A 21,706-nucleotide genomic window follows, 5' to 3' on the forward strand; every position below is an offset into this window, starting at 1 on the left:
CGAAGAGTTGTCAGGAGGACATCGGTTGTTCGGAATAAGGGACTGTGACAAGACTTTTGTCACAGCCTTTTTTTGTACAAAAAAGAAATTTTCACCTAACAGAAAAATTTGCCATAAAAATACATATTTTAAATATGAAAGTACAATTACAAATAAATTAAAACGTTAAAATAAAATTGTCAAAACGTCAGAGAGGATGGTGGAGAATGAATCAATATGTAAAAAAGCTGATTGCGTCGATTTTGTTTGTCTTCCCTCTCTTGATGGTGACATCCGTTTTTGCCGATGTAGAGACAACAAGCGAATCAACGCAATCAGAGAATCAAAGTTTTGACAAGACTACTTTTTCAGAAGAATCAATTACTTCTGAAACTACAGAATCCCAAAGTGAGGCGCCTACTTCTAATACAAGGCAAGAAGAAAATAAGACAAGTGAGACATCAGAAGTAGCTGAACAAACGTCTGATAGCAGTGAAGAGGTACAGGTTAGAGTTGTTTCAGCGGATGGGTACAGCGAAGCTGCCACAACAGAAGAACTGACGCAGCTTCTCGCAGACGAATCAGTAGCTAAGATTCGTTTAACTCAGCCTTTGACTTTAGACAGGGAATTGGAGATCAAGCGAGATATCGTTATCGATTTTGGCGGACTTGCTCATAATTTCGGCACACATCACATCTATATCAATGAGACACCTCAGTCGATCGAGTTTCAGAATTTTAAAGGAACGGCAGCTCATCCAGGTGGGTTGATACCAAATATCGATGGAAATGCCATTATCATTGCTTATATGTCCGATTTTTGGGGAAACAGATATCATTTTACGGGAGAAATAAAATTTACCGGGAAACTTGACTTATATGATGGTTCTAAATTAGGCCTGATTTACGCCCCTCGGGCAACTGTCACATTAGATGGTGTTTCCGGTGTATTGGATGTCCAACCAGTGAAAGAAGGGATGAATGCCGCTCCGGGTAAAGCTTATTTTTGTAGAAGCTATCAGCTAAATGTAATCAATGGTAGTCAGCTTTATGGACCATATCTAGGAAAATTCTATGGTTTTCTAGATTCAGGTGATGAGACGGGCAGTGGAAAAACAGCACCAGGACTCCATATCTTGAGTGGTTCAAAGGTCTCTCTTGACTATGATCGGGCAGATGGCGTCAGCGATGAAGGAGAGGCTGTCGATACGCTACCCGGGAATGTCACATTTGAAGTCAGTGGCTCAGGAAGTGAATTTTCGGTAAATACAAAGATTAATATTACCAACGACAACAATCGCGGAATTATCCAAATGAGAGGCTCAGGATCAAGAGTCGCTGTGTCGAATGATGGGAAAATCACAATCAATACAGCGACTACTGGCGGATTTCGCCTGCAAGGAGATTCTAGTCAAATCCATGTATCAAGTGGTGGACAAATCTCGGTCAAAATGGCTGGAGATGGCGACCAGCCTGGAAACAATGGGATGCGTTTTGTAGGGAAAGGACTTTCTTTGATCGTAGAAGGAGCCGGATCAGTCATCGATATTGATAAGCAAAGTGGTCGTTCTAGCGCAGTTCGTTTTGAGAACGGTACGCAAAAACTAACAGTAACTAATGGAGGCTCATTGAAGGTAAGAAATGCAGGGGATGGCAAATCTTATGTGAACAGACTCAATCAAGGAAACCAAGCGATCCAATTTTATGACGCTTCTGGTTTTCTAGAAAGTCCAGGGTCAGCTGATTTTACGGTTACTGGAGAAAAATCAAATATCGATATACGCGCAGATTCCGGAGCTACCGTAGATACAACTGGAGATATTGATTTGAACTTTATGGCTGGCGAAAAAACTTATTTAGTCATGGTCGGGAAAACTGGGGAAGATAAGACTGGCATCATCAGTGGGGATGTGTTGAATGTAGACTTAGAATCTCCTACCTATTTCGATTTCCAAAACAAACGGATCGGAAGCGAGACTAATGGCATAGGTGGTTGGGTATTTCAAGGAAATGGCGATTCTTCTTTGAAGATCGCTCATTCAGAAATTGCTTTATGGCGAAAGGCAGGAGCAACGTTCGATAACTTTGAAAAAGATCCGGATTATTTTTCTGATATGACAGACTTATCGATCAATGGAACCGACTTAGGTAATTTTGTGTCAAGCCCTAGTGCAGGTTTAACAAATGAATTTGCTCAGACAGGTGCCGGAATGAAAAATTATAATCGAATCAGTGCCAATAACCAGCTTCCGATGATTGAATCCTTAAGAGTACCAACGAATGCAGATAAAAAAATCTATGGGCATGTCGTTGTTCCCGAAGGTGTCGAGGCAAAGCCAAGAGATGCTTGGACAGGCGAAGTAGAAGTGACTTTACGTATTACTTATGCAGATACGACGAAATCACCTGTAGAAATTACTGCTCTCACACAAGGACAAACAGATGAAAATGAAGGGGCAGGATATAATCCGTGGGGAGAAGGCGAACAAGGCGGTTTGTTTGAAGTTCAAGTACCCAACGAAGAAAGACTAACAACGGGGGATCAAGTGCAAGTAGTTGCTGCTAAAAAAGTAAGAGGCGGCCAAGAAGTGACAGAACTGGACTCTGCCAAAACGACAGTCGATGTGATTCCTCCTGAACCTGCTAATTTAAGTACCACATTGATCAATGCAGCTTCTCGCACGATCACAGGTACAGGTGAAGCAGGAGCCTTGGTTTCATTGAAAAAAAATCAAGCTGTTTTGTCCGAAACAACTATTGATGATACAGGGAAATTTGTTCTTTCTATCCCAGAAAATCAACTTTTTGCAGGAGATGTATTAGAAATTGTATTAAACGACCAAGCAGGAGAAGCTGCTGCTAAGGGTGTGCAGAACAAGCCAAGTACCAACGATGAAATTGGGAATCACAATCCAAGTGATACGCCAGTTGTTTATCATGATGCCCCGCCTTTTGCACCTGCTACAAAGATCGTAGTAGAAGGTGGTCTCTCATTTCTTGCCCCTTCCAAACTCGATTTTGGTCAGATCAAAGCAACTGGTTTGATACAAGAAGCATTTGGCCAAATGGATGGGCAGGAAAAATTATGGATTTATGATCAGCGAGAAACAAAAAGTCCATGGATCTTAACGATAAAATTATCTCAGCCTTTCACAAACGATGCAGGATTTTCTATGCAGGATGTCCTATATTTCAAGAAAGGCGAGGAGTATCAATTAGTGAATGAAGAAGAACTGGAAATTGTCAGAGGACAAAATTCAACGAATGTGCAAACAGATTATTCAGAATATTTAAATAACGGTCGGGCGTTTAAACTTGTCTTAACCAAAGAAAATCAGATAGCTGGTAATTACTCAGCAGAGATGACATGGACATTAGCAGATGCGCCGGCAGAATAAAGATCAAGGAGGATGATTGATGAATCGAATATGGAATAAAAGTCATCGAAACAACTGCTCTTTACTTCTGATCCTTCTCCTTGGATTCATCCTTTGGCAGACACCTGTCCATGCCTCCGAATTCAATTTTGCGGTAGATTTTGAATTACCGGCTAATCAGATTGATAAGAACAAAACATATATAAATGTAAGGATGGAGCCTGGGAAAACACAGGAAATCCCCTACACGGTCTTTAACCGAACAGATAAATCAGTAACAGTTGAGACATTGATCCACTCCGCTACGACGAATTCAAACGGTGTGATCGAATATGGAGAATCAAAAAGTAAATTTGATGAAACATTAAGTTATGATATGAAAAACTTAGCAAAAACAGTGGGAGAAATAACTGTTCCTCCTCAAAGTGCGGTCACTGAGACACTTTCACTGAAAGCGCCAGAAAAAGAGCTGGCTGGTGTGGTCGCAGGAGGGATCACGTTTCAAGAAAAAAAAGAGAACGTTTCTAACAAAAGTACAGTTGGTGTCGTCAATCAATTTTCTCAAGTGAAAGCAATCTTGATTCGAAATAGCGAAAAAGAGTCTTCCCCAGATTTGAAATTAAAAAAAGCTTATGCGGATCAAAGCGATGGAAGAAATGTGATTAAGGCGAATCTTCAAAATCCAAATGCTTCTTATATGTTCGGCTTGACTACATCGGTTGAAATCTACAAAAAAGAAACAAAAGAGCCTTACCTTTCAATAAAAAAAGAAAAAATAGATGTAGCACCCAATACAAATTTTGATTTACTTGTCCCATTAGAAGGAAAAAAATTAGCTCCGGGACATTATCAAGCGGTTGTGAAGGGTGCTTGGAAAGAAAAACGCTGGAATCTTCATACTGATTTTGAAATAACTGATGATGCAGCGGACCAATTGAATGAAAAGGATATTGATTTAAAAAATCAGCCAGAAACATTTGACTGGCGATGGCTGATACTTGTTGGAGTCATTCTTATTGGCTTATTTGCTGGATTATTTATTTTAAAAGAAAGAAGGAAAAAGAAATGAAAAAAACAATTGCATTAAGTACCGTTCTAGCTGGAAGTCTATTATTATGTACACAAAGTGTTTTTGCTGAGAATAAGAGCTCAGCCACTACAGAAGGAACGATTTCTGTAACAAAACCAGATGCCGCAAATCCTGAAGACGTTGTTCCAGTTCCTCCTGTTGATCCAAATGATCCCGATACGCCGTTTACACCTGACGAACCAAATCAGGGAACATCCGGATTACTGACGATTGACCAAGCTCCAGATCTTGATTTTGGAACAATCAAGTTAGGTACAGCAAAAACAGTATATGCTGCATTACAAAACGGAACGGACAGTACAGGGACAGCAACACAAGTACAGAATTTCGTACAAGTAACGGATAAAAGCGGAAATTATGCCGGTTGGAAACTATCAGTCAAACGAACAGAATTTATTGGTACAACATCTGATACGAATAAACTAACTGGTTCAAAGGTGAAATTCAAAAACGCCGTGATTCGAAATAGCGCAACTAATAGCAGTGGAACGCCATCTACTATTTCTGGTACTGGCGCTGAAGGAATTGAGATCCCAGCAGATCAGGCAGTAGATCTAGTAACTGCAGGAGCAAATGAAGGGATTGGCACATGGATTTATTCATTAGGAGAGAATGTGGAACAAGGGAGACAATCAGTGGAATTATTTGTTCCTGTATCCAATTATGCCGTAGACAACTACGTTTCAACATTCACATGGTCGTTAACAGATGCTCCTACAGAAGGGAAAGCGTAAAATCAAATCAATGACTTCAGGGAGTGGAGCCGATTCAAGGCCTACTCCCTGAAATCTGCTATGCTTACGTCTCAGCTCTTATTCATCAACTCGAAGCAGTTTTTTGGAAGTCATGGAAACGTTCCTTTGTCTTTTCAAAGATCTTTCGACCAACGAGTAAGGAGTCACCATTGAAAAATTCTAACACATAATGAGCAGAATCAATTTTCTGCAATTGCGATAAGTTGATACAGTAAGATTTTAATAGTAAAAAGTAAGCATACTTTTCCAACTCTGTCTTCAATTGTTTTAAAGAAGTATTCACTAATTTATCTTCTGTAGTTGTTTTGACCATAACTTGGTTTTTCAAACCTTTGATACTTTCAATATATAAAATTTCCCGAGGATACAGGACGAGACTTCCACCTTTTTGATCAATAAAGATTTTATCAACATTTACGATCTGCTGTTCTTTCCAATTGATCTGTTCTAGCACTTGACGAATTTGTTCAGATAAATTCCTGTCTTTTCTGATATATCCAATCGGAAGGATTTTCCGATTGATGATCTCTACTGCAAAATTCGTATAAGCGGTGAAAAAAACAATATTACTATGTGCATTTTTTTTACGTATTTGTTCGGCGACATCAATACCTGTGAGTGATTGCTTCAAGTCAATATCGATAAAGAAAACATCGTGATTATCAATAGTGCCCAACTGGATCAACTGATTGATTTGAGAGATAGAAGTGAGCTGCACGATATTCTCGATATGATGATTGACCAATTCTTTGATGATCCATTCGCTGTGAAACTGGTTATCTTCTATGATAAAATACTTTTTCATATGCAGGCTCCTATTAAAAAAATATGTGTACATTTTGAAACAAAACAATGGAGGAATAAGATGGTCGCAACAGTGACACTTTATTTGACCTTTACTTTGATTTTAGATTTAGGTATCTATTTATTCTTTTCGAAACAACTGCTAGTAAAAAACAGCTTTGGTTGTATAGCTTTGATGGTGGTGACACTTTTACTTCCTATCCCTAAAGTGAGCTTTCCTTACCTAGTTGGCTTATTATTGATGTTTCTTTTTTATTTTACTACGAAAAACCTGTTTATCAGCTGTTTGATCAGTAATCTTTTTTTTGCTATCACTGGACTCAGCTTTTTTCTGGTTTTTGATCTGATGGATTATTTAGGAAAGAGACATCTTGGAACAGCAAGTTTTTTTGCACTACTTATCGCATTTATTTTCTATCTATTAGTAAAAAGTATAGACAAACAGACGAGATTTCTCAACTTGCTTTTTACTTATCCAACTGAACACTATTTTGGAGGTATTTGTATTTTATTAAGCTGGGGCGTGATTTACTTGGTATTGGGAAGTGTTCACTTCCGCTCATCTAATTATCTGCTTCTATCTCTTTTGTCGATAGTCATCAGTTTTTTTTCTTTGTTTTTTTCCATTATGTTGATCAGTTTCCAAGTAAAAGAAAGACAACATCAGGAATCGCTTCAACTGTATCAAATAAATGAAGAATATTACCATCATCTAGAGGAATTCAAACATGATTATAAAAGTCTACTGTTTTCATTAAAAATTACTCTTCAGGAAAATAAAAAAGAAACGTTGGAATTTTTAGAAATCTTAGAAGATCGTTCTGCAGCTATTTTTGAAAAACCGCAAATACAACAGCTAACAAATATTGTATCCCTAGCTGTCAGGGGTGTCTTTTTAAAATTTCTAGAAAAAGCAGAATCGGAGAAAATCCCGATCCAAGTAGTTATTCCTGTCGAAGTGAAAACAATCCCGATTGATCTGGTTGTTTTTATTCGCTGTTTATCTATTTTTATTTCTAACGCATTCGATCATCGTGTAGCCGATCAGAGTCCGATTACGATCAATTTGCTGGAAGAAAAAGAGGGATTACGTTTTAGTATAGCGAACAAGGCAAATCCAACGAATTTGACGCTATCGGAGATGGTCAAAAGAGGAAAAACCTCTAAAAAAAATAGCGGGTTAGGTCTATACAGTGCGAAAAAAATGCTGGATGTTTACGAAAATGCAGAACTAAAAATCGATTTTTCAAAGCAGAATCACTGTTTCTTTGTAGAAATGTATCTGGCATCTAGAAAGAGCAAATCAGCCTACTGACTTATTGTCAAAGGATAAGCTTGAGGAAAGTCTACACGGAGATAGAGACAACAACACAGCATATTCAAAAGAAACAGAAGCGTGATGACCGTTGTCACCCTTCTGTTTCTTTTGCTATGTAGTTAAACAAAGTAGTTGACACTTCCGCTACTTAGTATTAGTACGAAAGTATACTTCGTGATACTAAGTAGATAAGAAGTGAAAAGCGGAACCCACGATCGTCAAAATGCTAACTGCTTTGCTTACACCAGATAAAGGGAAGAGCAATATCGCTTATTTTAGGCGTGGAGAAGCAAGAAAATCCCTACGATCACACAAAAAATGCTGACCCAGCAGTTAAGAGAGTTAGAACAAGATGGCATTGTCCATCGAAAAGTCTATAACCAAGTCCCGCCTAAAGTAGAGTACTCGCTCACCGAAGAAGGAAAATCATTAAGAGAGATTCTAGTAGCGATGTCTGTTTGGGGAGAAGAACGTATCGAAAAACAAAAAGCCTCAGGGGAAGAAGTCACATTACTGCATACACATGGTGGCTACCTAAATTACTGATTTCTATGACATTTATTTTAAATAAAAGAAAACAGGAGTTTTTTTAAAAGCATCATCTATTTTTTATGTAAAAAAATGGTATGATTAATCAAGTAAGAAATGATTGGAAGAAGGCAAGCAAATGAATAGCATGGAAAAAGTCAACCAGTTTAGAGATGAACGTAATTGGCGACAATTTCATAACGAAAAAGATTTGGCTATCTCTATTTCTTTGGAAGCATCTGAATTGTTAGAACTTTTTCAATGGAAAACGCCGGAAGAAGTAAAAGAAACACAATTAGAACGAATCAAAGAAGAACTGGCGGATGTATTGATCTATTCATACATGATGGCAGATAACCTTCAGCTGGATCTAGATGAGATCATTGAAGAAAAATTGATCAAAAATAATTTGAAATATCCTGTAGAAAAAAGCGCAGGTGTACGAAAAAAATACACAGAGTTGTAGAAATGTGTCATTCGGCTGTTGGAAAGAGCAAAAGAAAAACAGTAAAATGAGTCTGGAGGGAGAGAAAATGAAAAAAAAAGGAAAAGCAAAAAGATGGCTAGTCAATATCCTCTTGTTCCTCTTGTTATTAGTAGGACTAGCTTTGATTTTCAATGAACAGATCAAGGATTATCTTGTCAGAGAGACAGGAGATAAATATGCTATAGCGAATGTAACAAAAGAAGATCTGAAAAAGAATAACGATAAAGATGTCAGTTTTGACTTTGATGCGGTAGAACCAATGACGACAGAAGGGGTCATGAGGTCGCAGATGAGAGGAACAGATCTACCAGTGATTGCTAGTATCGCAGTCCCTTCAGTTTCAATCAATTTACCGATTTTCAAAGGCTTGGATAATACGTCACTACTTTACGGAGCAGGAACATTATCTCCAGATCAAGAAATGGGAAAAGGAAATTATGCCTTAGCAAGCCATCGTGCAACGAACCCTGAATTGCTGTTTACACCGCTGGAAAATTTAGAGATGGGTGCCAAGATCTATTTGACAGATTTAGAAAATGTGTATACATACAAAACATTTTTTAAAGAAAAAGTTGCTCCTACAGATACCCAATTACTGAATGAAGTCGAGGGAAAAGAAATTGTCACACTAATTACTTGTGGCGACATGGATGCCGTCACGCGACTAGTTGTACAAGGAGAACTGGAAAGTGTTACACCGATAAAAGATGCGACAGATGATATGAGAACTGCTTTCAATCTAGAGACAAAAACATTTTAGGATACTGGGACATAAGTCGTTACAGATCAAAAACAGCCAAAGGATATGAATCGATAAGGAAAAACCGATTTGCTGAAAAAAAGAGGAACGCAAAGAGGTGCATCTCTGATTTGGTTGTTTTCTAGATAGATTTGTGTTCCAGTTTTTTTTATTTTTTTATATGAAAAGGCTTGCATAAGTGAAAGTTCGATGGTATGATGATTTTGAATAAGAAATGGATTGTTACTGTACGGCAGGCAAAACCAGAATTCAGCTAAGAAACAGTAGGTGAATTCTAGGTTTTTTTATTTTTCTTGAGAGGGCGAAGCAAAATGAAAATTGATAAAATTTTGAATAACAACGTCGTCATTTCGAAAAATGGATTCGGGGAAGAAGTCGTTTGTATGGGAAAAGGACTAGCTTTTCAAAAAAAGATTGGGGACGAGATTTCGCCAGAAGCGGTCCAAAAAGAATTTGTTTTAAGAGATTCTTTTGCTAAAAACCAATTCCAGCAGCTGATGGCTGATATTCCGGCAGAGGAGATCGAATGGGTCAAGCAAGTAGTAGAACAAGCTGAAGATAAACTAAAAGTTGAATTTTCGCCTAATATTTATCTGACGTTGACCGATCATCTTCATTATGCAATCACACGAGCAAAAGAAAATATCCAACTGCCTAATCCATTATTATTTGAAACAAAAAAATTTTATCCGAAAGAATATCAAGCAGCGAAAGAGGCTCTTTTGTTCGTGAAACAAAAGACTGGTGTGGAACTTTCTGAGGATGAAGCCGGTTTTATTGCCTTTCATTTTGTGAATAGCCAGCAAGGAAACGAAGACATGCAAGTGACGATGACCGCTACCACAATGGTAAGAGATATACTGAGTATCATCAGTAAATTCTTCGGCATCGTGTTCGATGAAGAATCTTTGAATTATCAGCGTATCATTACTCATCTGCAGTTTTTTGCCCAGCGTTATCTCAAAGGGGAAGGATCTGACGAACAAGATGAGTTTCTCTACGCATTAGTTCAAGAAAAATATCCAAAAGCGTTTCATTGTGTCGAACGGATCAATGAGTACCTTCGACAAACGCAAAAACAGGAAATGGGAATAGCAGAGCAGATTTATTTAACGATTCATATTCAAAGAGTAGTAAGTGAGAAAAAAAGCATCCAATCATAAGGATTGTTACTGTATGGCAGGCAAAACCTGGATTGAAAAAATAGGTTCACAAATGTTTGTGACTGTTTTTTTCAATCTGGGTTTTTATTTTTTAAATAAAAAAGAAAGAAGGAAAAAACAATGGATAATCAAGCAGTTGGTCGTCGTGTATGGGAAGCGGTAGGAGGACAAAAGAATGTCAAAAGTTTAGTACATTGTGCTACGCGGTTGCGATTCAGATTAAAAGATGAATCTTTAGCAGATACGCAAAAGTTAAAAGAAGACCCGGACGTGATCCAAGTCGTACAAAGTGGCGGTCAGTATCAAGTAGTGATTGGCAGTAATGTAGCAGATGTTTATCAATCGATCGTGGATGAGGAAGGTCTTGCAGTTTCGGAGGATGGAAAAGAAGAGTCCAAAAATATTTTGAATCGTCTAATTGATATCATTTCTAGTATATTTACACCTTTTCTAGGGGCGATGGCAGCCGCCGGGGTATTGAAAGGATTCTTATCATTGGCAACGGTGATGGGCTGGCTGACAGCTGATAGCGGTACTTATCAAATATTGTTTGCTGCAGCAGATGGTGTCTTTACCTTCTTACCTGTCATGCTTGCTTTTACAGCAGCTAAAAAGTTCAAGGCCAACCAGTTTTTAGCAGTAGCAATTGCTATGGCACTTGTGTATCCAGCTATCACAGCAGTTGCTGGTGCGGGAAAAGCTATCAGTTTCTTTGGGATCCCAGTGATTCTTTCACCATCTGGTTATACTTCTTCTGTCATACCAATCATTCTAGCCGTATGGGTTCAAAGTAAATTAGAGCCATTCGTAAAAAAAGTGATTCCGCAATTTCTGCAAATGATTTTAGTTCCGCTTGTCGTTTTAGTAGTGATGGTTCCGTTGACATTTCTTGCTTTAGGACCAATCGGGACGGTTGCCGGTAATGCTTTAGGCGGTCTCTTCAACTCGATTTATGGATTTAGTCCAATCGTAGCAGGTCTGATCATGGGAAGTTTATGGCAAGTATTCGTGATGTTCGGCATGCATTGGGGATTCGTACCAATCATGTTCTTGAATATCGAACAATATGGGTTTGATGTATTGATGCCAATGCTTCTTCCAGCCATCTTGGCACAAGGTGGGGCTGCTTTAGCTGTAGCATTGCGAACAAAAGATACGAAACTTCGAGCATTAGGGATTTCTTCTACAGTGACTTCGTTATTTGGAATCACTGAACCAACTGTGTATGGTGTGACATTACCGTTGAAGAAACCATTCATTGCCGCTTGTATTTCTGGAGGTATTGGTGGAGCTATTATCGGATTTTCTGGAGTAAAAGCTTTCTCCAGCAGTTTGGTCAGCTTATTGACGATTCCGACTTTCATTAGTACGGTGGATGGTGTAGAGTCAAATGTGACAGTAGCAGTAATAGCCACAGGAATTGCTTTTGTTCTTGCATTCGTAGGTACATTGATTTTAGGATTTGACGAACAAACACAAGACAATCAATTAGAAAACAAACATGCGAATGCAGGAGAACCGATTACTTCAGCACGGCATACCTTAAAAAGTCCTTTAACGGGTAAAGTACTGCCATTGAGTGAAGTACCAGACCAAGTTTTTTCTTCTGGCGTGATGGGAAAAGGTATCGCTATTGATCCAGAAGTAGGAGAACTAGTTGCACCTGCAGACGGAGAGATCACGACTATTTTCCCAACTGGACATGCTGTAGGGATCACAACGACTGACGGAGCGGAGATTTTGATTCATATCGGGATGGATACAGTAGAATTAAATGGGAATGGCTTTGAGATCTTAGTCAAACAAGGGGATCTCGTCAAAGCAGGAGATTTATTGATTCGTTTTGACATCGAAGCAATTAGAGCAGCTGGCTATAGCGTAATCACTCCAGTTGTCATTACGAATACTGATGCATTTGCCGATATACTTGAATTAGACCAAAAAGAGATTATTGCAAACGAAGATGTTCTAGCAATTGTAAAATAAGGAGGAAATCAGGATGCAATCACGTTTTTCAGAAAAATTTTTATGGGGTGGAGCAACTGCTGCCAATCAATTAGAAGGGGCTTATGATCGAGACGGAAAAGGGCTATCCGTTGCAGATGCTATGCCTGGAGGTAAGCAGCGCTTTGCGATTATCGGCAGTGAAGAATTTGACTGGACGATTGATCAAGAAAAATATATTTACCCGAATCATCGAGGAATCGATCATTACGATCGTTTCAAAGAAGATCTTGCCTTGTTTGCGGAAATGGGATTCAAATGTTATCGTTTTTCGATTGCCTGGACACGAATTTTTCCAAATGGAGACGAAGGTACTCCTAACGAAGCGGGATTAGAATTTTATGATCAGCTGATTGATGAGTGCTTAAAATATGATATTGAACCTGTGATCACGATTTCTCATTACGAAATGCCTCTTCATTTGGCAAAAGAATATGGTGGCTGGAAAAATCGGAAACTGATCGACTTCTATGAACGTTTTGCTCAGACAGTATTAGAGAGATACAGCAGTAAAGTCAAATATTGGATGACTTTCAATGAAATCAATTCGGCCTTTCACTTTCCAGCTTTAAGTCAAGGATTAGTAAAAAGCAATGGAGCAGGAGAGTACCAAAATATTTTCCAAGCATGGCATAATCAATTCGTTGCAAGTAGCAAAGCCGTAAAAATCGGCCACGAATTGCGTTCGGATATCCAAATCGGCTGCATGATTATCTATGCAACAACTTACAGCATCGATGCCAATCCAGTCAATCAGGCAGCAACAATGATCCAAAACCAAGAATTCAATTTTTTCTGCACGGATGTCCAAGCACGTGGAGAATACCCTGCATACACAGCGCGTACCCATAAAAAATATGGAGTCGATCCGGAAAAATTAGAGCAAACGGAAGAAGACTTCCAGTTGCTAAAAGAATATCCAGTGGACTACATCGGATTTAGTTATTATATGTCTACGGCAATCAATGAGACTGATCCACAAGCAACAACTTCAGAAGGGAACTTGCTGGGAGGAGTAAAAAATCCGTTTCTTGAGGCAAGTGAATGGGGCTGGCAGATCGATCCAGAAGGGCTGAGAATCGCATTGAATGAATTATACAATCGTTACCAGAAACCATTATTCATTGTTGAAAACAGTCTTGGAGCCATTGATCATATGGAAGAGGATGGCACGATTATTGATGATTATCGGATCGATTATTTACGTCGTCATATCGAAGCGATGGCTAATGCAGTAGCAGACGGTGTAGATTTGATGGGCTATACGCCTTGGGGATGTATCGATCTTGTCAGTGCATCAACAGGAGAAATGAGTAAACGTTACGGCTTTATCTATGTGGATCTAGACGATGAAGGAAATGGGACACTGAATCGATCAAAGAAAAAATCTTTTGATTGGTATAAAGAAGTAATTGCCTCAAATGGCGTAAACTTGTAATTAAAGCAGCTGAATGAAAAAGAACACACTTCTCACATGTGATTTGTGTTCTTTTTTTATTTTTTATGTGCTATTCTTTTAGTAATAGTAAAGCAAAGGGTGACGTTATGAAAAGGACACGTGTACTATACTTGGAAGTCGCAGATAAAATTAAAGAAGATATTTTCTCAGGAAAATATCCAGTCGGTTCGATGTTGCCGACAGAAAGTGAATTAGAAGAACTGTTTCAAGTCAGCAAAATCACTGTCCGAAAGGCAATCGAACTGCTGGCATCAGATGAATATGTCGAAAAGAAAAGTGGTCGTGGGACGACGGTTCTAAGCAATCGTCCTTACAATCGATTATCCAAAGCGGCAAGCTTTACGCAAATCTTGGAGAACTCCCGATATGAAGTCCGGAAAGAAACGCTGGATTTGCAATTGGTCCATATAAAGAAGGAAGATCCTTTGTTTTCCTTTTTCGGTGAGCAAGCTGTTTGTTTTAAGCGCTTATATTATTTGAACAATCAGCCTTATATTTATTTTGTCCATTATCTTCCACAAGAAATGATGCAATTCAGCAGAGAAGAATTTGGCAAAGAATCTTTGTATCGTTTGCTGACGAAAAAAGGATATACTATTGACTCATTTTCTGATGATTTCTCTGCAGTATTTTTAACAGAAGAAGAACAAGGAATTCTGAAAACAAACGCACAGATCGGCATCAAACGGATACGGAAATCGTCTACGCAAATTGGGGAAATGATTGAATATTCGGAGGCGGTCTACCATACGGAGCTGCATCCTTACCATATTGATTATGAAACATAAATAAAAAAAGAGGTTGTGAAAAAGCTGCCCTGCATCAAGTAATAAGAACAGCCAAACAAAAATAGCTTCTCATATTTTTCGTTTGGTTGGACTTATTACCGCAGATGCAAGCTTTTGAACACCGTTTAAGGAAGAGGTTGTGAAAAAGTCGCTTAGTTTCGAGTATTAAGAAAAATTTTGTGAAAATGGCTTTCTACATTTTTGCATAAATTTGGCTTAATACCGAGAAACTGGCTTTTGAACACCGTTTAGTGGAGAGGTCGTGAACTTGCCCTTCAGCTCTGAGTCACAAGGAACAATTTCAAAAAACAGCTATTCATGTTTTTGAATTGGTTGGACTTATTACCGCAGATACACGGCTGTTTCTGGATTACCATTTATTCTGGATAAGGGGGTGTGGCACGACTTTTGTCATATCTCCTTTTCTTTCTAAAAAGAAAACAGCAAAAGAAGGAGAGATTGTTAGAAAAGCGTTTACAATTAACAGAGAAGTGTGTTACTATTCATTTGTAAACATTATAATGTTATAAAAGAAGAAAGAAGATGGATAAATTTATAGGAATTATCGAACAAAAAATCATGCCCGTAGCCAATCGTATTGGTACTCAGCGACATATGACTGCCATTAGAAAAGGAATCATTGCCACTATGCCACTGACAATCGTAGGATCATTTTTTACAATTTTACTGAACATCCCAGTTGAATCGATTGCAGCAGTCATTGAGCCATACCGTGAGATATTAGATATTCCTTTTCGCTATACTGTTGGTATCCTTGCTCTTTATGCGACATTTGGGATAGCTTCTTCTTTGGCGAAAAGCTATCGACTCGATTCCCTAACAGCAGGTATTTTGGCATTAATGTCTTTTCTGATCGTGGCAGCTCCTCCTACACGTATTTTAGAAGATATGGTGGAAGTCACAGCCGGACGTTACATCAACATTGCTAATCTAGGCTCGGGCTCATTATTTGGAGCTATCGTGACAGCAATTATTTCAGTAGAAATTTACCGGTTTTTTATTGAGAAAAAAATAACCATCAGAATGCCAGATGGTGTACCGCCGGAAGTAACAAATTCTTTTGTGGCATTGATACCAGGAGCAGTTATCTTGATTTTCTTTTGGATCATCCGCCATATGCTTGGGTTCGATTTAAATGGATTCTTGAGTCAACTACTTATGCCTTTAAAAGGTGTATTAGCGGGTAACAGCTTGTTTGGCGGTCTTTTGACTGTCTTCCTGATTTGTTTCTTCTGGGTATTAGGAATCCATGGCCCAGCGATCATGGGTCCGGTTATTCGTCCGTTTTGGGATATTTCGATTGCTGAAAACATTGATGCGTTTAATGCAGGGACAAGTGCTCACGCCATGCCGAATATTTTCACTGAACAATTTCTACAATGGTTCGTTTGGATTGGCGGAGCAGGAACCACTCTTGCGTTAGTCGTCTTATTCATGTTTTCTAAATCTAAGTATTTAAAAAGCTTAGGACGTTTGTCCATTTTGCCGGGTTTGTTCAATATTAATGAACCAATGATTTTTGGTGCACCAGTAGTGATGAACCCAGTTTTAGGGATTCCATTTATTCTTGCACCTCTCGTGACGACGACTCTGTCTTATATTCTTACTGTCAGTGGTGTCGTGCCAATGATGGTTGCGCGTCTGCCGTTTGCGATGCCTGCGCCAATTGCTGCTTGGATGAGCACGAACTGGAATATTGCAGCAGGATTATTGGTTATTGGTAATTTCTTGATTACTTTGGCTATTTATTATCCATTCTTCAAAGTGTTTGAAAAACAGCAATTAGCCAGAGAAGCAGAGGAGCAAGCGAAAGAGCAAGCAGATCTCACTCTGACAGATGGCGTCACCGAAGAACGACTATAATTGAAAAGAAAGAAGAGAACAAATCATGAAACGTTCATTAGGCATTTCCCTTTACCCAGACCACAGTGATCCTCAAAAAGATCGTGAGTATATCGAAACAGCCCATCAATACGGATTCAGCAGGATTTTTATGAGTATGCTTGAAATCTCGGAAGATCCGGAAGTTGTTCAGAAAAAATTCCAGCAATTGATCTTTTTTGCAAAAGAGAGAGGATTTGAAACGATATTAGATGTTTCGCCCGCTATTTTTGAACAACTGAATATTTCTTATGACGATTTAGGATTCTTCCATAAATTAGGAGCAGATGGTATTCGTTTAGACTTAGGATTTGATGGAAAAAAAGAAGCACTTTTGACTTTTAATCCTTATCAATTGGCCATCGAGTTGAATATGAGTAACGATGTCGCTTATCTAGAAAATATCTTGACACATCAGGCGAATACATCTTTTCTATATGGCTGTCACAATTTTTATCCGCAAGAAGGAACCGGTTTACCGTATCATTTTTTCCAATCTAGTAGTGAACGATTCAAAAAAAACGGTATTCGAACGGCAGCCTTCATTACCTCACAATCAGGTACAATCGGACCATGGGATATCAATGATGGACTGCCTACTTTAGAAATGCATCGCCATCTTTCTGTAGAAACAGCGGCCAAGCATTTGTTTGCTACAAACCTAATTGATGATATAATTATTGGAAACGCATACGCGAGTGAAGAAGAATTGAAGTCATTAGGGCATTTGGATCGTTACCAGACTGTTTTTAGGGTCGAGTTTGTTGCAAATATAAATGAGGTGGAACGGCAAATCGTATTGGAAGAGCAGCATGTTCGTCGAGGGGACATCACAGATCAAGTGATACGATCAACGGAAGTACGAAAAAAATATCAAAAATATGAAAACAAAGCACATGATACCGAGTTTGAATTTGTCGTAGGAGATGTTGTCGTTGGAAATGACCGTTTTGGCAAATATAAAAACGAACTGCAAATCGTTTTAGAGCCCCACAGTGATCCGCGAAAGAATAAAGTAGGGCATATTATTCAAGAAGAATTGATCTTGCTACCATTCATTCATCCATGGTCTAAATTCAAATTTATAGAAAAGTAGGAATGATTATGTATGATTTAGTCATTAAAAATGCAAGAAAGCTTAACGGGATGACCTTCGATATCGGGATAACCAAAGGAAAGATCTGCGAAATTGCACCTCTCATCACAAAAAAAGCTCGTCAGAAAATCAGCTTGACCCCTCAGCAATATTTGTCGGCTGGTTGGATCGACGATCATGTTCATTGTTTTGAAGAAATGACCCTGTATTATGATTATCCAGATCAAATCGGCGTGAATAAAGGTGTGACAACAGTCATCGATGCGGGGACGACTGGGGCAGAAAACATTGCTGATTTTTATGAACATGCCAAACAGGCAAAAACAAATGTCTATGCGCTTTTGAATATCTCAAAATGGGGAATCATTGCACAAGATGAACTAGCAGACCTAAACAAGATCCAAGCTGATATGGTAAAGCAAAAAATCGAGGAACTGCCGGATTTCATTATTGGTCTCAAAGCACGGATGAGCAAGAGCGTAGTGGGTCAAAACGGCATCACTCCGCTACAGCTAGCAAAAAGGATACAAAAAGAAAACCATCAGCTTCCTTTGATGGTTCATATCGGTTCTTCTCCGCCAAATTTGTTGGATATTTTAGCTTTACTGGAATCAGGAGATATTATGACTCATTGTTTCAATGGAAAAACAAACGGGATCTTGGAACAGGAAACGAAAAAAATCAAACAAATAGCTGTAGAAGCAAAAAATCGAGGAATCATCTTCGATATTGGACACGGGACGGATAGTTTTAATTTCCAAGTTGCAGAAACCGCCTATCACCAAGGGATAAAAGCAGATACGATCAGCACAGACATCTATATTCGTAATCGTAAAAACGGTCCAGTCTACGATTTGGCCACAACAATGGAAAAATTGCGGCTTGTCGGATATACGTGGGAAGAAATCATCGAAAAGGTGACGGAAGTTCCAGCACAGAATTTTCACTTGAAGACGAAGGGACAAATCAAAGAAGGCTTTGACGCTGATTTTACTGTTTTTGAATTGATCAATCAACCTAAGGAACTAATCGATTCTAATGGAGAGAAAAGACAGTCAAATCAGCAAATCAAACCAGTACAAACGATTATCGGAGGAAAAAGTTATGCATGCGAATCATGAGAAATTTCAGCTGAAAAAAGTAATCAATGCTTCAGGAAGAATGACGATTCTAGGAGTCTCGACCCTCTCAGAGACAGTTCTTGACGCGCAACGTTTTGGCGGCCAGCATTTTTTTGAGATGGAAGAATTAAGCATTCAAACAGGAAAATATTTAGCCGATTTGTTAGAAGTAGAAGATGTCCAGATCGTTTCATCCGCATCTGCAGGAATCGCTCAATCGGTAGCTGCTGTTATAGGTAAAGGAGAACTGTATCCCCTTTATCATCCTTATGCAGAATCCATCAAAAAACGACAAATCATTTTGCCAAAAGGACACAATGTAGATTACGGCACGGCTGTGGAAATCATGGTACAGCAAGGAGGCGGTCAGGTAGTCGAAGCAGGTTACGCTAATATGTGTACGCCGGAACAGATCGAAATGATGATCACAGAAGAAACAGCAGGGATTCTCTATATAAAAAGCCATCACACGGTACAAAAAAGTATGCTAGACGTGTCAGAGGCAGCACAGATTGCCAAAAAGCACCAGCTTCCGTTAATCGTTGATGCTGCGGCAGAAGAAGATCTGAAAAAATATGTGCAGTTGGGCGCTGATCTAGTTATTTATTCAGGGGCAAAAGCGATCGAAGGACCAAGCGCCGGAATGGTGATTGGAAAAAAAACTTATGTTTCATGGGTTCGGATGCAATCAAAAGGAATCGGACGTTCCATGAAAATCGGAAAGGAAAATATTCTCGGTTTTGTCCAAGCAGTGGAAGACTATTTGAATAAAGGCAGTGAGTCTGGCCTTACAATGAAAGAAAGACTACAACCGTTCATCGAACAACTCAATCAGATCGATCATTTGGAAGCCAAAATCGTTCAAGATAGCGCAGGTCGAGAAATCTATCGAGCAAGTGTGAAAGTTTCAGTGGATCAATCAGCTAAACAAGTGATTAAAGCATTGAAAGAAAAAAATCCTGCCATCTATACAAGAGAATACCAGGCAAACAACGGCATCATTGAATTTGATATCCGTTCCGTCAATCAACAGGAGATGGAGAAAATCATCGATCGCTTAAAAGAAATCTTGAAGAACTAGGAGAGAAAAAGGAATGAGATTAAGTCCCAATTATTTAAAAGATAAGATATGTCTAAATGTGTTAGCAAATTCTGTAGAAAACGCAAAAGAATGCTATGAGGCCGCGGAAGGCCATATTGTTTTAGGGGTTCTTTCAAAGAACTTTTCTGACGACGAAACAGCTATTGCAGAAATGAAAAAATACCAGCAAGCAACAAATAATGCCTTATCCATCGGTCTAGGCGCGGGAGACCCAAACCAGAGCCAGATGGTCACTCGTTTAGCCGAAGTATTGCAGCCTCAGCATGTCAATCAAGTCTTTACAGGAGTAGGAGCTTCCCGAGCTGTATTGAAACAGACAGAAACGGTCATCAACGGTTTGGTTTCTCCCACGGGAAAAGAAGGATATGTCAACATCGCAACTGGTCCTTTAAGTTCACAAGGACCTGCAGGAGTCGTGACACTTGAAACAGCTATTCGATTGTTGAAAGATATGGGTGGCAGCTCAATCAAATATTTTCCTATGAAGGGACTTGCTCATATCAAAGAATATAAAGCCTTAGCAGAAGCTTGTGCTGCCAATGATTTTTATTTAGAGCCAACTGGTGGAATCGACCTTGATAATGTGGAAGAAATCGTACGGATCGCAATAGACGCAGGAGTGAAAAAGGTCATCCCTCATGTATATAGTGCAATTATCGACAAGGATACAGGTAATACACGCCCAGAAGAGGTACGCCAACTGTTGCAATTGATGAAAAAAATCGTGGAATAAGGTGAGAAGAATGAAAATCGGTGCATTTGGGGAAGTCATGCTGCGACTCACGCCTCCAGAACATTTGATGCTGGAACAAACCCATACCTTACGCATGGCTTACACAGGGACTGGCGTAAATCTAGTAGGGAACCTTGCCCATTTTGGTGTTGAAAGTTATTTACTGACGGCTCTGCCAGACAATCGTCTAGGAAAAGCAGCACTCACTAATTTGAACGGCCTAGGTATCCAAACGAAGTATGTGATCCATCAATATCAACACATCGGGACTTATTTTGCAGAAATGGGGTATGGTGTCCGCCCAACAGAAGTCACTTATCAAAACCGAAAACATAGCTCATTTGGTTTATCTGTAATAGAGGATTATGACTGTGCAGCATTTATTGATGAGATCGATTTGATCCATATCTGCGGGATCAGTTTAAGCTTATCTGATGAGACGGCTGAAACAGCTATCCAGTTAGCAGAACAAGCACATAAAGCAGGGAAAAAAGTTTGTTTTGATTTCAATTATCGTCCTAGTTTGAATCAAGAAGATGGAAAAAAAGAACAGATGAAGAAGCGTTATCATTCAATGTTACCTTATTGCGACATCTTGTTTGGCTCAGTTAGAGATCTGACAGAACTGGTGCAGTGGGAGGAAACAGACAATGTAGAAAACGAACATGATCCTATTTCTTATATCCAGTCCTTTATGAATCACTACGATATCCAGTGGTTTGCTGGGACGAGGCGAGAAAGTGTGGATGGAAGAAAACAGTTAAGTGGTTACTTGATCACACAACAAGAAGCAGAGAAAACAACAGTTTATCCCTTGGATGTACTTGATCGAATCGGGGCAGGAGATGCATTTGCTGCTGGAATCTTACTCGGTTTCTCTGAGAAGTGGTCCTTACAGAAGACCGTTTATTTTGCCTTAGGAAATGCTCGATTAGCTCATTCGATCCAAGGAGATGTTCCGTTAACGACAAGAGTACAAGTCGAGCGTCTGCTGAATGATCCTGAAACAGACTTGATCCGTTAAGTATACCAATCAGACAAGGTGAAAAACTATCTTACATCGAGTATCAAAAAAGCTCATGACGAATTTTGGTCATGGGTTTTTTCTTTTATTTGAGTCTTTGCAAATAAAAAATCATATAACGAAGAGTACAGAAAAAGAGACATGACACATGAGGGCCGTAACCATAAAATTTTACACTAGGTATGCTGGAAGATTCTAAGAAAACACTCGAGAAGG

At 39.1% G+C, this 21,706-nt stretch carries 17 protein-coding genes and 1 pseudogene; 17 read left to right on the top strand and 1 reads right to left on the bottom strand.

Annotated elements, in window-relative coordinates; translation table 11 throughout:
• Positions 1-206 precede the first annotated feature (206 nt).
• The 3 genes from OZ002_RS09285 to OZ002_RS09295 are packed head-to-tail and all read left to right on the top strand — an operon-like array spanning position 207 to position 5,180.
• Positions 207-3,377 (top strand): Ig-like domain-containing protein, encoded by a 3,171-nt coding sequence (locus OZ002_RS09285; protein WP_156249107.1) that lies wholly within the window; start codon positions 207-209, stop codon positions 3,375-3,377.
• A gap of 19 nt (positions 3,378-3,396) precedes the next feature.
• Positions 3,397-4,425, top strand: coding sequence for a DUF916 and DUF3324 domain-containing protein (locus tag OZ002_RS09290; protein ID WP_002306053.1), 1,029 nt, complete (start codon positions 3,397-3,399; stop codon positions 4,423-4,425).
• The gene (locus tag OZ002_RS09295; protein WP_002291155.1) at positions 4,422-5,180 is read left to right on the top strand and encodes a WxL domain-containing protein; all 759 of its coding nucleotides are present in this window, start codon (positions 4,422-4,424) and stop codon (positions 5,178-5,180) included. Before OZ002_RS09290 ends, OZ002_RS09295 begins: the two co-directional genes overlap by 4 nt.
• Positions 5,181-5,265: 85 nt before the next feature.
• On the opposite strand, the gene OZ002_RS09300 is transcribed toward OZ002_RS09295, so the two are convergent.
• A complete protein-coding gene (locus OZ002_RS09300) occupies positions 5,266-6,006 on the bottom strand; it encodes a LytR/AlgR family response regulator transcription factor (RefSeq protein WP_002306055.1) in 741 nt (246 codons plus the stop codon).
• A gap of 60 nt (positions 6,007-6,066) precedes the next feature.
• Here OZ002_RS09300 and OZ002_RS09305 point away from each other — a divergent pair, with 60 nt between their 5' ends.
• The 14 genes and pseudogenes from OZ002_RS09305 (at position 6,067) to OZ002_RS09370 (ending at position 21,490) form a co-directional block, all read left to right on the top strand.
• Complete coding sequence (locus tag OZ002_RS09305) at positions 6,067-7,320, top strand: GHKL domain-containing protein (RefSeq protein WP_325083170.1); 1,254 nt, start codon at positions 6,067-6,069, stop codon at positions 7,318-7,320.
• 294 nt (positions 7,321-7,614) lie between these two features.
• Positions 7,615-7,869 (top strand): annotated as a pseudogene (locus OZ002_RS09310) (winged helix-turn-helix transcriptional regulator); the annotation flags it as partial.
• A gap of 121 nt (positions 7,870-7,990) precedes the next feature.
• Positions 7,991-8,317: a nucleotide pyrophosphohydrolase gene (locus OZ002_RS09315; RefSeq protein WP_002291148.1), complete on the top strand. Its 327-nt coding sequence runs from the start codon at positions 7,991-7,993 to the stop codon at positions 8,315-8,317.
• A gap of 67 nt (positions 8,318-8,384) precedes the next feature.
• Positions 8,385-9,098 (top strand): class A sortase, encoded by a 714-nt coding sequence (locus OZ002_RS09320; RefSeq protein ID WP_002317959.1) that lies wholly within the window; start codon positions 8,385-8,387, stop codon positions 9,096-9,098.
• Between the two features lie 311 nt (positions 9,099-9,409).
• A complete protein-coding gene (licT, locus tag OZ002_RS09325) occupies positions 9,410-10,261 on the top strand; it encodes a BglG family transcription antiterminator LicT (protein WP_156249108.1) in 852 nt (283 codons plus the stop codon).
• A 120-nt stretch (positions 10,262-10,381) separates the two neighbouring features.
• Positions 10,382-12,247 carry a beta-glucoside-specific PTS transporter subunit IIABC gene (locus OZ002_RS09330; RefSeq protein WP_123849886.1) on the top strand — a complete coding sequence of 622 codons (1,866 nt, stop codon included), beginning with the start codon at positions 10,382-10,384 and terminating at the stop codon, positions 12,245-12,247.
• 13 nt (positions 12,248-12,260) lie between these two features.
• Complete coding sequence (locus OZ002_RS09335) at positions 12,261-13,703, top strand: glycoside hydrolase family 1 protein (protein WP_325083172.1); 1,443 nt, start codon at positions 12,261-12,263, stop codon at positions 13,701-13,703.
• A gap of 107 nt (positions 13,704-13,810) precedes the next feature.
• Complete coding sequence (locus tag OZ002_RS09340) at positions 13,811-14,512, top strand: GntR family transcriptional regulator (RefSeq protein WP_104856035.1); 702 nt, start codon at positions 13,811-13,813, stop codon at positions 14,510-14,512.
• A gap of 543 nt (positions 14,513-15,055) precedes the next feature.
• Positions 15,056-16,396: a PTS sugar transporter subunit IIC gene (locus OZ002_RS09345; RefSeq protein WP_325083173.1), complete on the top strand. Its 1,341-nt coding sequence runs from the start codon at positions 15,056-15,058 to the stop codon at positions 16,394-16,396.
• Between the two features lie 25 nt (positions 16,397-16,421).
• A complete protein-coding gene (locus OZ002_RS09350; RefSeq protein WP_156249109.1) occupies positions 16,422-17,510 on the top strand; it encodes a DUF871 domain-containing protein in 1,089 nt (362 codons plus the stop codon).
• Between the two features lie 8 nt (positions 17,511-17,518).
• The gene (locus tag OZ002_RS09355) at positions 17,519-18,631 is read left to right on the top strand and encodes an amidohydrolase/deacetylase family metallohydrolase (RefSeq protein WP_156249110.1); all 1,113 of its coding nucleotides are present in this window, start codon (positions 17,519-17,521) and stop codon (positions 18,629-18,631) included.
• Positions 18,615-19,712, top strand: coding sequence for a DgaE family pyridoxal phosphate-dependent ammonia lyase (locus tag OZ002_RS09360; protein WP_325083176.1), 1,098 nt, complete (start codon positions 18,615-18,617; stop codon positions 19,710-19,712). The genes OZ002_RS09355 and OZ002_RS09360 overlap by 17 nt, the downstream gene beginning before the upstream one ends.
• A gap of 13 nt (positions 19,713-19,725) precedes the next feature.
• Complete coding sequence (gene dagF / locus OZ002_RS09365) at positions 19,726-20,466, top strand: 2-dehydro-3-deoxy-phosphogluconate aldolase (protein WP_002306070.1); 741 nt, start codon at positions 19,726-19,728, stop codon at positions 20,464-20,466.
• Positions 20,467-20,476: 10 nt separating this feature from the next.
• Positions 20,477-21,490, top strand: coding sequence for a sugar kinase (locus OZ002_RS09370; RefSeq protein ID WP_002291132.1), 1,014 nt, complete (start codon positions 20,477-20,479; stop codon positions 21,488-21,490).
• Positions 21,491-21,706 lie beyond the last annotated feature (216 nt).

Source organism: Enterococcus sp. E4-150 (assembly GCF_035726465.1).
Classification (GTDB): Bacteria; Bacillota; Bacilli; order Lactobacillales; family Enterococcaceae; genus Enterococcus_B; species Enterococcus_B faecium.

Excerpts from the sequence above, each read along its gene's own strand:
- OZ002_RS09320 (WP_002317959.1), top strand. The coding sequence starts at position 8,385 with ATGAAAAAAAAAGGAAAAGCAAAAAGATGGCTAGTCAATATCCTCTTG.
- OZ002_RS09360 (WP_325083176.1), top strand. The coding sequence starts at position 18,615 with ATGCATGCGAATCATGAGAAATTTCAGCTGAAAAAAGTAATCAATGCT.
- OZ002_RS09295 (WP_002291155.1), top strand. The coding sequence starts at position 4,422 with ATGAAAAAAACAATTGCATTAAGTACCGTTCTAGCTGGAAGTCTATTA.
- OZ002_RS09330 (WP_123849886.1), top strand. The coding sequence starts at position 10,382 with ATGGATAATCAAGCAGTTGGTCGTCGTGTATGGGAAGCGGTAGGAGGA.
- OZ002_RS09370 (WP_002291132.1), top strand. The coding sequence starts at position 20,477 with ATGAAAATCGGTGCATTTGGGGAAGTCATGCTGCGACTCACGCCTCCA.
- OZ002_RS09285 (WP_156249107.1), top strand. The coding sequence starts at position 207 with ATGAATCAATATGTAAAAAAGCTGATTGCGTCGATTTTGTTTGTCTTC.
- OZ002_RS09350 (WP_156249109.1), top strand. The coding sequence starts at position 16,422 with ATGAAACGTTCATTAGGCATTTCCCTTTACCCAGACCACAGTGATCCT.
- OZ002_RS09335 (WP_325083172.1), top strand. The coding sequence starts at position 12,261 with ATGCAATCACGTTTTTCAGAAAAATTTTTATGGGGTGGAGCAACTGCT.
- OZ002_RS09315 (WP_002291148.1), top strand. The coding sequence starts at position 7,991 with ATGAATAGCATGGAAAAAGTCAACCAGTTTAGAGATGAACGTAATTGG.
- OZ002_RS09355 (WP_156249110.1), top strand. The coding sequence starts at position 17,519 with ATGTATGATTTAGTCATTAAAAATGCAAGAAAGCTTAACGGGATGACC.
- OZ002_RS09300 (WP_002306055.1), bottom strand. The coding sequence starts at position 6,006 with ATGAAAAAGTATTTTATCATAGAAGATAACCAGTTTCACAGCGAATGG.
- OZ002_RS09345 (WP_325083173.1), top strand. The coding sequence starts at position 15,056 with ATGGATAAATTTATAGGAATTATCGAACAAAAAATCATGCCCGTAGCC.
- OZ002_RS09290 (WP_002306053.1), top strand. The coding sequence starts at position 3,397 with ATGAATCGAATATGGAATAAAAGTCATCGAAACAACTGCTCTTTACTT.
- OZ002_RS09305 (WP_325083170.1), top strand. The coding sequence starts at position 6,067 with ATGGTCGCAACAGTGACACTTTATTTGACCTTTACTTTGATTTTAGAT.
- OZ002_RS09340 (WP_104856035.1), top strand. The coding sequence starts at position 13,811 with ATGAAAAGGACACGTGTACTATACTTGGAAGTCGCAGATAAAATTAAA.
- dagF (WP_002306070.1), top strand. The coding sequence starts at position 19,726 with ATGAGATTAAGTCCCAATTATTTAAAAGATAAGATATGTCTAAATGTG.
- licT (WP_156249108.1), top strand. The coding sequence starts at position 9,410 with ATGAAAATTGATAAAATTTTGAATAACAACGTCGTCATTTCGAAAAAT.